At 63.7% G+C, this 12,982-nt stretch carries 11 protein-coding genes; 8 read left to right on the top strand and 3 right to left on the bottom strand.

Going from position 1 to position 12,982, the window contains the following annotated elements:
* Positions 1 to 2,001, top strand: a complete 2,001-nt coding sequence (locus tag AC57B1_RS02475; protein ID WP_496416454.1) for a sensor histidine kinase — start codon at positions 1 to 3, stop codon at positions 1,999 to 2,001.
* Positions 2,002 to 2,021: 20 nt separating this feature from the next.
* A complete protein-coding gene (locus AC57B1_RS02470; protein ID WP_496416772.1) occupies positions 2,022 to 3,371 on the top strand; it encodes a sigma-54-dependent transcriptional regulator in 1,350 nt (449 codons plus the stop codon).
* 79 nt (positions 3,372 to 3,450) lie between these two features.
* On the opposite strand, the gene AC57B1_RS02465 is transcribed toward AC57B1_RS02470, so the two are convergent.
* The gene (locus AC57B1_RS02465) at positions 3,451 to 3,981 is read right to left on the bottom strand and encodes a TlpA disulfide reductase family protein (protein WP_496416453.1); all 531 of its coding nucleotides are present in this window, start codon (positions 3,979 to 3,981) and stop codon (positions 3,451 to 3,453) included.
* Between the two features lie 182 nt (positions 3,982 to 4,163).
* On the opposite strand from AC57B1_RS02465, the gene AC57B1_RS02460 reads away from it, so the two are divergent.
* The gene (locus AC57B1_RS02460) at positions 4,164 to 4,841 is read left to right on the top strand and encodes a hypothetical protein (protein WP_496416452.1); all 678 of its coding nucleotides are present in this window, start codon (positions 4,164 to 4,166) and stop codon (positions 4,839 to 4,841) included.
* A 343-nt stretch (positions 4,842 to 5,184) separates the two neighbouring features.
* Here AC57B1_RS02460 and AC57B1_RS02455 read toward each other — a convergent pair whose 3' ends face one another.
* Complete coding sequence (locus AC57B1_RS02455; protein WP_496416451.1) at positions 5,185 to 6,768, bottom strand: YifB family Mg chelatase-like AAA ATPase; 1,584 nt, start codon at positions 6,766 to 6,768, stop codon at positions 5,185 to 5,187.
* 123 nt (positions 6,769 to 6,891) lie between these two features.
* The gene (locus AC57B1_RS02450; protein ID WP_012431591.1) at positions 6,892 to 7,146 is read right to left on the bottom strand and encodes an accessory factor UbiK family protein; all 255 of its coding nucleotides are present in this window, start codon (positions 7,144 to 7,146) and stop codon (positions 6,892 to 6,894) included.
* Between the two features lie 398 nt (positions 7,147 to 7,544).
* On the opposite strand from AC57B1_RS02450, the gene AC57B1_RS02445 reads away from it, so the two are divergent.
* The 5 genes from AC57B1_RS02445 to AC57B1_RS02425 all read left to right on the top strand — a co-directional run bounded on the left by AC57B1_RS02445 (position 7,545) and on the right by AC57B1_RS02425 (position 12,892).
* The gene (locus AC57B1_RS02445) at positions 7,545 to 7,883 is read left to right on the top strand and encodes a P-II family nitrogen regulator (protein WP_006048089.1); all 339 of its coding nucleotides are present in this window, start codon (positions 7,545 to 7,547) and stop codon (positions 7,881 to 7,883) included.
* Between the two features lie 44 nt (positions 7,884 to 7,927).
* A complete protein-coding gene (locus AC57B1_RS02440) occupies positions 7,928 to 9,436 on the top strand; it encodes an ammonium transporter (protein WP_408479439.1) in 1,509 nt (502 codons plus the stop codon).
* A gap of 236 nt (positions 9,437 to 9,672) precedes the next feature.
* On the top strand, positions 9,673 to 10,962 hold the full coding sequence (gene gshA / locus AC57B1_RS02435) for a glutamate--cysteine ligase (RefSeq protein WP_408161807.1): 1,290 nt from the start codon (positions 9,673 to 9,675) through the stop codon (positions 10,960 to 10,962).
* Positions 10,963 to 11,064: 102 nt separating this feature from the next.
* Positions 11,065 to 12,021 (top strand): glutathione synthase, encoded by a 957-nt coding sequence (gene gshB, locus AC57B1_RS02430; RefSeq protein ID WP_496416450.1) that lies wholly within the window; start codon positions 11,065 to 11,067, stop codon positions 12,019 to 12,021.
* Positions 12,022 to 12,361: 340 nt separating this feature from the next.
* On the top strand, positions 12,362 to 12,892 hold the full coding sequence (locus tag AC57B1_RS02425) for a PTS sugar transporter subunit IIA (RefSeq protein WP_091796871.1): 531 nt from the start codon (positions 12,362 to 12,364) through the stop codon (positions 12,890 to 12,892).
* Positions 12,893 to 12,982: the final 90 nt, after the last annotated feature.

The following is a 12,982-nucleotide window of genomic DNA, read 5'->3' as shown; positions in this document are numbered from 1 at the left end:
ATGAAACCGGTGTCCGCGCGCCAAACCCCCGCCTCGCCGGCCGACGAGGCTGACGCCGGCGACGCGTCGCCTTATGCCACAATAAACGATCCTTACCGATCGGATATTGCCAACGTGACGCGACGCCTGCTGATCCTCTTCGCGCTCGTCGCCGGGCTCGTCGCAGCATGCGGGCTCACGTACAGCATCGCTTGGCAAAGCGGCATCGACCATTTGCGGCGCAACGCCTCAGTGCGGGTCGACCGTACGACCAGCGCGCTGAAGAGCACGCTCGAACGCTACGAATCGCTGCCTTATCTGCTCGCGGAACATCCGATCGTGCAGGACGTGCTGGTCAATCCCACTGCCGCCAACGTGGAGCGCGCCAATCTTTATCTCGAAGACCTGAACCGCCACGCGCGCGCCACGGTCACCTACATCATTCCGCTCGACGGCTTTTGCGTCGCGGCGAGCAACTGGCGCGGGCCGGGCAGTTTCATTGGTGCCGGCTATCAATTCCGGCCGTATTTTCTCGACGCGGTGAAAGGCGGCGTGGGCCGCTTCTTTGGCATCGGCACGATCTCGCAAGCGCCGGGTTATTACATCTCTCAGCCGGTGCGGCGCGACGGCAAGATCGTCGGCGCAGCGGTCGTCAAACTCGATCTCGAATGGTTTCAGGGCGCGGATGCGTCCGAGCCGCTTGTCGTGACCGACGACCACGGCGTGATTTTCCTGTCGTCGGTGCCGGCGTGGAAATACCACACGATCCGGCCGCTGTCGGGGCCGGTCGCGGATTCGATCTACCAGGCGCGTCAATACGCGCAGCAGCCGATCGCGCCGCTGCCGGTGACGATCGAACGCACGCTCGAAGGCAACGCGCAGATCGTGCGCATCGGCGGCGGCCGCTATGCGCCACGCTATCTCGCGTCGCGCCGCGGCATGGGCGAGCCGGACTGGCATCTGATCACCATGTCGCCCGTCGATCCGGTCGACGCCGACGCGCGCAAGGCGACCATCGTCACCGGCTTCGGCTACGTGTCGCTCGTGTTGCTGGCGTTCTACTGGAGAATGCGCCGGGCTCGCGTGCGCGAAGTGATGCGTAGCCGGGCGCTGCTGCAAAAGGCCTACGCAGAATTGAACCGGCGGGTCGCCGAGCGCACCGCGGATCTCTCAGAGGCGAACGAACAGTTGCAAAAGGAAGTGGCCGAACGAACCCGCGCCGAACAGGAATTGCGCGCGGCGCACGACGAACTGATTCAGGCGAGCAAGCTTGCCGCGCTCGGTCAGATGGCCGCCGGCATCACGCATGAGCTGAACCAGCCGCTCGCCGCGTTGCGCGGTTTCTCGGACAACACGCGAGTGCTGCTCGAACGCGGCGACCAGGCGTCGGCGCGCGAAAATCTCGAAGCGATCGCGGCGCTCACGGAGCGCATGGGCAAGATCACCAACCAGTTGAAGCTGTTCGTCGGACGCGCGCGGCCGCGCAGTGCGCGAGCGCCGATCATGCGGGCGTTGCGCAACGTGGTCGCGCTGTTGCAGAAGCGCCTGGCAGGCGTCGAGGTGGAGTTCGCTCTGCTCGACGCGCAAAGCGGCACGCGCACGCCGCTGAGTCTCGCCGACGACCATCCCGAACTGATTGCGCATTGCGACGATTTGCGGCTCGAACAGGTGCTGATCAACCTGCTCGGCAACGCCCTCGATGCGACGGCCGACATCAGCGCGCCACGCATTTCGATCGAGATCGAAGTCGCCGATGCGAATCTGTCGTTCGCCGTGAGCGACAACGGCCCCGGCATTGCCGAGGATGTTCTGCCGCGGCTGTTCGAGCCGTTCTTCACCACCAAAGAAATGGGCCAGGGGTTGGGGCTTGGCCTCGCGATATCGTCGTCTATCGCGCGCGACTGCGGTGGCTCGCTCGTGGCGCGCAACGCGCCGCACGGCGGTGCATTATTCGTGTTGACGCTGCGCCGCGCGCGCGTGCAGACGAGCCACACACCGGACCCGCTGACGACGGGCTCCTGAATCACACGGAAAACGCCATGCTGAACCACGGCCTGCAAGTGCTGTATATCGAAGATGACGAACTGGTGCGGCGCGCCAGCGTGCAAAGTCTGCAACTGGCGGGCTTCGACGTGATCGGCCATGCGTCGGCGGAGTCCGCGGCGAAGATGATCGGCGCGGACTTCTCCGGCGTGATCGTCAGCGATATTCGCTTGCCGGGCGCGAGCGGCCTCGAACTGCTTGCGCAATGCCACGAGCGCACGCCCGATGTGCCGGTGATTCTGGTGACGGGCCACGGCGACATTTCAATGGCCGTTCAGGCCATGCGCGACGGCGCGTATGACTTCATCGAAAAACCGTTCGCGTCCGAACGTCTGATCGAAACCGTGCGGCGCGCGTTGGAGCGCCGCAAGCTGGTGCTGGAGAACCTCGCGTTGCGCCGCGAACTGGCGGAGCAGAACTCGGTGGCGCCGCGGATCATCGGCAGAAGTCCGGCTATCGAACAGGTGCGGCGGCTAATCGCCAATATCGCGCCGACAGATGCCTCCGTGCTGATCAACGGCGACACCGGCGCGGGCAAGGAGCTGATCGCGCGCAGCCTGCATGAACTGTCGCCGCGGCGTGACAAGCCGTTTATCGCGGTGAACTGTGGCGCACTGCCGGAGCCAATGTTCGAGTCGGAAATGTTCGGCTACGAGCCGGGCGCTTTCACGGGCGCTGCGAAACGGCGCATCGGCAAGCTCGAGCATGCGTCGGGCGGCACGCTGTTTCTGGATGAAATCGAAAGCATGCCGCTCGCGTTGCAGGTCAAGCTGCTGCGCGTGCTACAGGACGGCGTGCTGGAGCGGCTCGGCTCGAATCAGCCGATCCGCGTGAATTGCCGCGTGGTCGCCGCCGCCAAGGGCGACATGGCCGAGCACGTCGCGGACGGCTCGTTCCGGCGCGACCTGCTGTACCGGCTGAATGTGGTGACGATCGCACTGCCGCCGCTCGGCGAGCGGCGCGAGGACATCGTGCCGCTCTTCGAACACTTCTTGCTGGACGCGGCGGTGCGTTATCAGCGACCCGCGCCGATCCTCACCGATCGTCAACGCGCCGGCCTGATGCAGCGCGACTGGCCGGGCAATGTGCGGGAGCTGCGCAATGCCGCCGACCGCTTCGTGCTCGGCGTCGCCGACGATCCCGTCATGTCTTTCGGCGACGACGGCGCGGCCACGCAGCCTTTGAAAGAGCGCGTCGAACAATTCGAGCGGGCGGTGATCGCGGAAGCGCTGGAGCAGGCCGGCGGCGCGGTCGCGGTCGCGGCAGACAAGCTGCAGCTCGGCAAAGCCACGCTCTACGAGAAAATCAAGCGATATGGCCTCGCGGCCAAAGGGGAAGCGGAGCGGTGAGGATATGAAAACGCCGGCGTCGAAGTGCGACGCCGGCGTGTTTGAATCGGTATGAATCGGGTCGGGCGACGCCGGGCGTTCAGGCCGGTTTCAGCGCCTTTTCCAGCAGCTGGTCGAGTTCCGCGAATTGCGGCTCGCCGACATAGCGCTTGAGGATCCGGCCGTCCTTGTCGATCAGGAAAGTGGTTGGCGTGAGCTGGACGTTGCCGAACTGCTTGGCGGCCGAGCCGTCGTCCATGGCAACCTTGAACGGCAACTGGCGGGTTTGCGTGTAGTTGGCCACGTACATGGGCGCGTCGTAGTTCATCGCCACGGCGACGAATTCGAGGCCCTGGTCCTTGAAGCGGTTATATGTCTGGACCATCTGCGGCATTTCCTTCATGCAGGTATCGCAGCTCGTCGCCCAGAAGTTGACGAGGTAGACCTTGCCTTTCAGGTCGGCAGTCGAGACTTTCTGGCCGGACAGCAACGTGAAGGTCGCATCGGGCACACGCTGCTGGCCGGCAAAGGCGAAATAACCGGCGACGGCGATCGCAATGGCCACGGCGGCAATGATGAGGTAGCGAAGCGGATTCGCGCGCCGCGCTGCGGTGGTCGGAGTGGAACTCATGAACGGAACCTCGAGAGTCGCGCGGAACGCGCGGAACAGTGCGTCGCTTCGGGCTTACGGCCCTGTGCTGGAGGCGGCGCTACAGCGTCGCTATTGTAGCCCCATTCCGGCGGCACGGCAGGAGCCGCGCCGGGAGCGGATAATAGGGTTTTACGTCCTCGTCCGTCCGATCTTCTGTCCCCATGCTCCGAACCGTTTTTTGCCTTGATCAAATCCGTCCCTTCCTTGCACGAATTCTGTCTCGCAGTCCCCGGGCGGGCCGCTCGCTGAGCCGGCTTTCGAGCCAAGCTGCGGCCGTTGACGCTTCCCGGACGCGAAGCGCGCGGACAGTGTTGAGCACGCTGGCTTGCAGTATCGCGTTGGGCTGCGCGTTGAGCGCATGCTCGCCGACCTTCGACTGGCGCACCATCACGAACAACGACAACGGCTACACCGTCGACCTGCCGGCGAAACCGGGCAACGATCAGCGTGCCGTCCAGATCGACGGTACGCCGATGCAGATGGCGATGCAGACGGCCGAAGCCGGCGACGCTGTCTTCGCGGTCGGCACGGTGATGTTGCCCAACGACAAGGAAGCCACCCAGCGCGCCGCACTCGAATTCCTGCGCAACGGTCTTGCCCGCAACGTGGGCGCCGCGCCGGAAGCTCGCGCGGTGCAGATCCCACTGGCGGCCGGCGGCCAGGTGCTCGGTCTGGAAATGAAGTTGAGCGGTGAGGCGGGCTCTCAGCATGAAGCCCGCACTGTCTACGCCCGGCTGGTGGCGCGCGGGCGGCATGTCTACCAGGCGGCCATCATTTCACCCAAGCCGATGCAGCAGGAACAGGTCGACCAATTTTTTTCGTCGTTTCAACTGTATTGAGAGCGGTATTTTTGGCCGATTCGGCGCCTGATGGATCGCGGTGCATGCGCGCCGCACAGTGAAAGTTCCTTCGCAGAATTGCACGCTAATTCACGGTTTACGTTGAAGTTTTTCTATTACTCACAGCGGCTGTGGATAACTCTGTTGAGAACTCGCCCGAATTGCCCGGAGATGCCCATTCTATGGGCACTCTGTCAGATTCGCCCGGTTCGACGCTGCTGAAAAAAGCCAGTCAAATCAATGCCTTTTGGATGCGGCTCGTGGCGTAGCTTTCAGATGTTTCAAAATCTGTCTGGAACGTGAGCATGTGCATAAGTCAAGTCTTGACAGCATGTTTTTCGCTTCATAGAGAGCCAAAAGCCCGCCGATATTGGATCGCTTCGCCGATCTGTGCGGCGTTCGGCATGGCTGTGCCGGCAAGGTCGGCAATGGTGCGCGCCACCTTCAGAACCCGGTAGTACGCACGCGCGGACCATCCGAAGCGCTCTCCGGCTTCGCGTAGCAAACCTTCGCCCGCTGCGTCGGGGCGGCAGACCTCGTCTACTTCCCGTCCTCCCAATTCCCGATTGGTCTTGCCCTGGCGGCTCAACTGGCGCTCGCGTGCGCGGTTCACGCGCACGGCAATGGCCGCGCTTGTCTCCCCGGCGGCTGTCGAACGGGCGGACAGTTCCGACGGTGTGAGCGCCGGAATTTCGAGTTGGATGTCGATCCGGTCGAGTAGGGGTCCGGAGAGCTTGCGCAAGTAACGCGCGGCGATCTCGGGTGTGCACCGGCAGCGGCCTTGGGGATCGCCGCGCCAGCCGCACGGACACGGATTCATGGCGGCGATCAACTGGCAGGCAGCCGGAAAATCCACCTGCAAGGCAGCGCGTGAAATCGTGATGCGGCCCGCTTCGAGCGGCTCACGCAGCGTTTCGAGCACGTCGCGGTGGAACTCGGGAAGCTCGTCCAGAAACAGCACGCCAAGGTGCGCCAACGTGATTTCACCGGGTTGCGGCGGATTGCGCCCGCCTACCAGCGCTGCGGCGCTCGACGAATGATGTGGAGCGCGAAACGGCCGTCGACGCCATTGCGACGGCGAAAAACCGGCCCGGCTGGCGGACAGCAAAGCGGCGGAGCTGAGCGCTTCGTCGTCGGTCATGGGTGGCAACAGGCTCGGCAGGCGGGCGGCGAGCATCGATTTGCCCGCACCGGGCGGCCCGACCAGCAGCACGTGATGCCCGCCGGCCGCAGCGACTTCGAGTGCCCGGCGCGCGCCGCGCTGACCGATCACGTCGCCCATGTCGGGAACGACGGCGGTGGCGCTCTCGGCGAGATCCGGCGCGGCGAGCGGATAAAGCCGCGCGTCGGGCGCACCCGTCAGGTGAGCGCACAGCGACGGCAGATCGGCAGCGCCGTAGACGTCGACGCCGGGCACGAGTGCCGCTTCCGCCGCGCTCGCGGCGGGCAGATAGAGCTGTGGAGTGGAATGAGCAGCCGGCCCGGATGCAGCAAGCTCGCCAGACGAAGTTGCTCCGGCGTGAGCCACGCCGCCGCGCGCGGTTCCGCAGGCCATGGCGAAGGCGCCGCGCATTGGCCGGAGCGCGGCCGTCAACGACAGTTCGCCCGCGAATTCGCGATGAAGCAAGGACTCGGCGGGAATCTGGCCGCTCGCCGCGAGAATGCCTAAAGCGATCGGCAGATCGAAGCGGCCGGATTCCTTTGGTAAATCGGCCGGCGCGAGATTGACGGTAATGCGCCGGACAGGAAAGTCGAAGTTGCAGTTCTGCAGCGCCGCGCGCACGCGCTCGCGGCTTTCGCGCACTTCCAGATCAGGCAGGCCGACAATCGAAAAAGAGGGTAATCCGTTCGCGAGGTGGACCTCGACGGTTACTTCGGGCGCGCGGCCAGCGGCCGGCGCGCGACTGCGCACCACGGCAAGCGACATGTTTTCTCCCGTCGGACGGCGCGCCAACGGCGCGCGCAAGTCCCCTAAAACGCTGATGACGTCACGGCTCGCTTGCCTGTGATGTGCAGCACTGCGCGGCGGATGAGCCGCGAGCAGACCTATTTAGGGTGTTTGCGTGACCGGCAGCTTCTGTTCGAGTTCGGCGACACGGCGCTCCAGTTCTTCGAGGCGCGCGCGGGTGCGCACCAGCACCTGGGTCTGCGTATCGAATTCTTCCCGGGTGACCAGGTCGAGCTTCGAAAAGCCCTGCGACAGCATCGCCTTCACGTTGCGTTCGACATCTTTGGCCGGCGAGTTCTTGAACAGCTCGCTCATGCGGGCCTGAAAATCGTTAAAAACATCATTCGGTTGTTTCATGGCGTTCCCTTTGTTGCACAAAAAGTGTGCATGTTTCGTTGCGTCTGTGCTTTGTCGCGTTAAATGGGCGCTGTTGGTGCATGGCCCGTTGCGGGCTGCGGCCGTATGGGCCCCTTTGGTGCGCGCCCGTGCGTTCAGAACCTTCGAACACTCTAGCAACGATCCATAAGCCGCGCCAGCTTGCTCCGCCAGCGCTGGCCTTCCGGCCAGGGCCGCTTGCGCCCCTTTTGCGAGGCCCGCGGTGCGGAGTCTGACACAACATGGCATGCGAGTTGCTGTTACTGCCCCGCGCGCTCTGCCGGCACCTGTTTGCCGGCAGCGAAACGAGACCACGCGAACGGGTTACGGGTACGCAAAACGGGTTACGCAACGGGTTACGCAACTAAGCGAGGGATTTCATGAAACTCATTACCGCAATCATCAAGCCGTTCAAGCTCGATGAGGCGCGCGAAGCCTTGTCGGCCATCGGCGTCTCGGGCATCACGGTGACTGAAGTCAAAGGTTTTGGTCGCCAGAAAGGCCACACGGAGCTGTATCGCGGCGCTGAATACGTCGTCGATTTCCTGCCGAAGGTGAAGATCGAGGCTGCTGTCTCGGACGACATCGTCGACCAGGCGATCGAGGCGCTCGAGCGCGCGGCACGCACCGGCAAGATCGGCGACGGCAAGATCTTCGTCACGCCGATCGAGCAAGTGATTCGGATTCGCACCGGGGAGACCGGCGCGGACGCTCTGTAATATCAAAAGATAGCGACACAGATAGCGACAAGAGGAAACGAAAGATGCGCAAATTAATGATGTCCTTGCTGATGGCCGGTTCGCTGCTCGCGGGCGGTATCGGCGCCGCCCTCGCGGACGACGCTTCCGCCCCCGCAGCCGCTTCGGCCGCTGCTCCCGATACGACGGCGAGTGCGCCGGCGTCGGACGCAACGGCCGCACCCGCTGCCGCCGCGGCTTCGGCACCGGCCGCGGACGCGTCCGCCGCACCGGCTGCCAGCGCGGCCGCCGCCGCACCCGCAGCATCGGACGCTGCGCCGGCTGCCCCGACCGCGCCGTTCTCGGTCGATTCGTCGAAGATCAACTCCGGCGACACCGCCTGGATGCTGACCTCCACCGCGCTCGTGCTGTTCATGACGATCCCGGGTCTGGCGCTGTTCTACGGCGGCATGGTCCGCAAGAAGAGCGTGCTCGCGATCCTGATGCAAAGCTTCGCGATCACCTGCCTCGTGTCGATCATTTGGGTCGTGGTGGGCTACACGCTCGCCTTCACGCCGGGCAATTCGTTCATTGGCGGTTTCTCGCGCTTCTTCATGGCGGGCATGAACTACATCAAGGGCGACAAGGCCACGACGCTGACCGTCAGCCACCTCGCGCCGACGATCCCGGAAACGGTCTATGTCGTCTATCAGATGACGTTCGCGATCATCACCCCGGCACTGATCACGGGCGCGTTTGCCGACCGTATGAAGTTCTCGGCGATGCTCGTTTTCATGACGCTGTGGTCGATCATCGTCTACTCGCCGATCGCGCACATGGTCTGGGAACCGACCGGCTGGCTGGCTAGCGCGGGCGTCCTCGACTTCGCGGGCGGCACGGTGGTGCACATCAACGCCGGTATCGCGGCGCTGGTCTGCGCGCTGGTGCTCGGCAAGCGCGTCGGCTACGGCAAGGAAGCCATGGCGCCGCACAACCTGACGCTCACGCTGATCGGTGGCGCCATGCTGTGGGTGGGCTGGTTCGGCTTCAACGCGGGTTCGGCAGTGGCGGCAGACGGCCGTGCCGGTTTCGCGATGTTCGCAACGCAAGTGGCAACCGCAGCAGCAGCACTCGCATGGATGTTCGCCGAATGGGCAACCAAGGGTAAGCCGTCGGTACTCGGTATCGTGTCGGGTGCCGTGGCCGGTCTGGTGGCGATTACGCCGGCTTCGGGCTTCGTCGGTACGGCGGGTTCGCTGGTGATCGGTATCGCGGCAGGCGTGATCTGCTTCTGGTCGGCAACGTGGCTCAAGCACAAGCTCGGTTACGACGACTCGCTCGACGCGTTCGGCGTGCACTGCATCGGCGGTATCGTGGGTGCGATCCTGACCGGCGTGTTCGCGGTCAAGGACATCGGCGGCGCGGACGGCAGCGTGATCCTGCAGGCCAAGGGCGTGCTGACGACGCTGATCTACAGCGGCGTGGTGAGCTTCATCCTGCTGAAGATCATCGACATGGTGATGGGCATCCGCGTGACGGAAGAACAGGAACGCGAAGGTCTGGACGTGAGCCTGCACGGCGAACACGTCGAGTAAGCAACGTACGGCGAGCCCGCGCTCCCGGGCTCGCCGGATCAGAAATAAGCACAGCGACTTTGGCCCGCCTTCATGGCGGGCTTTTTTCTTGCGCGCTATCTTGTAAACGGTAGTTTTCCCTGCCTATCATGGCGATAGCGAGAATGCATTCGCGTCCGCTTGCGAATGGAGAAACCGTCCCCAAATGGACAAAGCATTTGCTCTACAATCTTTTTTCTCCAGTCTGCGAGTGATCAATGGTTCCGCACCTAGTTACGGCGTTAAACGGCCCGCTGCTCGATCTTGAGCGGAAGATCCTCGACGCCACACCCGCCATCGAACGCTGGTTCCGGCTCGAATGGCAGGAGCACACGCCGCCGTTCTACTGTTCCGTCGACCTGCGCAACGCGGGCTTCAAGCTCGCGCCGGTCGACACCAATCTGTTTCCTGGCGCATTCAACAATCTGCCGCAGGAAGTGCTGCCGCTCGCCGTGCAGGCCGCCATGGCCTCGATCGAAAAGATCTGCCCGGACGCCAAGAATTTGCTGGTGATTCCCGAGCGCCACACGCGCAACGCGTTTTATCTCGAGAATGTCGCCCGGCTGGCTGCGATCATGCGCCAGGCCGGCTTGAACGTGCGTTTCGGCACGCTCGACGAAACCATCAACGGGCCGGTCACGATCGCGCTTTCCGACGGGCAGAAGCTCGTGCTCGAACCGCTCGAGCGCTCGCAGCGTCGTCTTGGTCTGAAGAATTTCGACCCGTGCTCGATTCTGCTGAATAACGATCTGTCGGGCGGCATTCCGCCTGTGCTCGAAAATCTGCACGAACAATATTTGCTGCCGCCGCTGCATGCCGGCTGGGCCGTTCGCCGCAAATCGACGCATTTTTCCTGTTATGACGACGTCGCGAAGAAGTTTGCGAAGATGGTCGAGATCGATCCGTGGATGATCAATCCGTATTTCGCGCATGTGGAAGGCGTCGATTTCCAGGAACGCACCGGTGAGGAAGCGCTAGCGGATGCGATCGACGGCGTGCTGAAGAAGATTGCCAAGAAGTATCGCGAGTACGGCATCTCCGAGAAACCGTATGTCGTCATCAAGTCGGATGCGGGCACTTATGGCATGGGTGTGATGACCGTGCACGACGCGTCAGAAGTCGCCGCGCTCACCAAGCGCGAACGCGCCAAGATGGCGGCGACCAAAGACGGCCTGGAAGTGCACGACGTGATCGTGCAGGAAGGCGTGTACACCTTCGAGCGCATTGGCGAGGAAGTGGCCGAGCCGGTCGTGTACATGATCGACCGATATGTCGTGGGCGGCTTCTACCGGGTGCACGGCAGCCGCGAGCGCGATCAGAATCTGAACGCACCCGGCATGCACTTCGTGCCGCTCGGCTTCGAGCATACGGCGCTGCCGGACGCGCACGCCAAACCCGGCGCGGCGCCGCCGAACCGCTTCTATATGTACGGCGTGGTGGCGCGGTTGGGGCTGCTGGCCGCCTCGGTCGAACTGGAAAAGACCGATCCGGAAGCGATTCAGGTCTAAGCAACCTTGGGTGGTCGATGGCGGCATGCGTGCCGCCATCGCCATTTTCAACGACTATATTTACGATCAACGCCAAGCCCATCAGGGCGCACCGGGACCTTCATGGACATTCTTTTCATCGCCGACCCGCTCTCGCAATTCAAGATCTACAAAGACTCGACCTACGCGATGATGGCCGAGGCGGCGCGCCGCGGTCATGTGGTCTACACGTGCGAGCCTAAGCATCTGGCGTGGACGGGCGGCGACGTCGAGGCGAACGTGCAGCGCGTGGCGATTGTCGGCGACGGCGCCGATCTTCATCGCGAGGTATGGTACGACGCGGAAGCGGCCACCCCGCGCGCGCTCAAGACATTCAGCGCGGTGGTGATGCGCAAAGACCCGCCGTTCGACATGGAATATGTCACGTCGACCTGGCTGCTGGAAATGGCCGAACGCGCCGGCGCGCGCATTTTCAACAAGCCGCAATCGATTCGCGACCACTCGGAAAAACTCGCCATCGGCGAATTCGCGCAGTTCGTCGCGCCTACGCTGGTCACGCGCGACGCGACCCGCTTACGTGCCTTCCACGAGGAACATGGCGACGTGATCCTGAAGCCGCTCGACGGCATGGGCGGCATGGGCGTGTTCCGCGTGAAAACCGACGGCATGAACCTCGGTTCGATCATCGAAATGCTGAGCCACGACGGCGCGCGTTCGGTGATGGCGCAGAAATTCATTCCCGAAATCAAGGAGGGCGACAAGCGTATTTTGCTGATCGGTGGCGAAGCCGTGCCTTATTCGCTGGCCCGTATTCCTCAGGGTAATGAAGTGCGCGGCAACCTCGCGGCCGGCGGCCTTGGGGTAGCGCGTCCGCTGACCGAGCACGACCGCAAGATCGCCGATACGCTGGCGCCGGTGCTCGCCGCGCGCGGTCTGCTGCTGGTCGGACTGGACGCGATCGGCGACTGGCTGACCGAAGTGAATGTGACCAGCCCGACATGTTTCCGCGAGATCATGGATCAGACCGGTTTCGACGTCGCCGCCATGTTCATCGACGCATTGGAGCGGGCGGCAGGTTGATGATCTGGGCCGATTTGCGCTCTTGAATGGCCGCCATGATCCCCAAACTGTGTATTAAATCCGCATCAGGCAGCACGCCGGCTTTGGCGCGAAAATGAGCCTGATACAATGCCCGCTCTCGCGCGCCAAGCCGTTTCGATGGCACCTCGACGGTGTCATGGAGATGGATCGCGGGCAATGAGCGGGCAGGTTTTCGCTAGCGCCGGCTCGGTGCCGCGCGGCGGGGCGCTCGTCGATTCACGCGTTCCGGCCCTCATGGCCCACGGCCGGTCGAGGGCGCTGACGAACCGGGTTTCGTCCCGGTCCACGGTTGGGGCCGTTCTTTTGCAGTAAGGCTGACATGGCAGGCATTCTGATCATTGCGCACGCTCCGTTCGCCACCGCGTTGCGCGATTGCATTTCGCACATCTATGGTGGCTTGCCGGCGCGCATCGGCGTGATCGACGTATCGCCGGATTGCGATCCCGCGCAGCAGGTTGCGTTCGCGCACGCCGAGATCGAACGTCTGAAGGAAGAAAACGGCGCGCTCGTCCTCACGGATATGTTTGGCGCCACGCCGGCGAATATCGCCGGCCGGCTCGCTTCAATACCGGATGTGCGCGTGCTGTGCGGCGTCAACCTGCCGATGCTGGTGCGCGCGGTCTGTTATCGCGCCACACCGCTCGACACGTTGGTCGACAAGGCACTCGCCGGCGCCACCAAGGGCGTGCACGCCATCGGACCGGCGACGCCGGCCCCCGTCGCGCCCACCGCGGAGTCCGGCGACTGTTTGCCCGCACTGCCACCCGATGCGGCATCCGGCGGCGCGTGTTTGCCGGCCTTGCCGGTCGACGCCGATCTGACGCAAAAAGCCGACTCAGCCGGCTTGTAAGCGGATCGCCCGGTTGCCGGGTTTTCGCCCGCAATGCCACTGGTTTGCAGATTCACCTTTCATAACCACACTTACCCGCGCTTCGGACCA

The organism is Paraburkholderia sp. BGA-UO-ETr-F21 (assembly GCF_059567925.1).
This window is presented reverse-complemented; position numbering and strand designations above follow the sequence as displayed.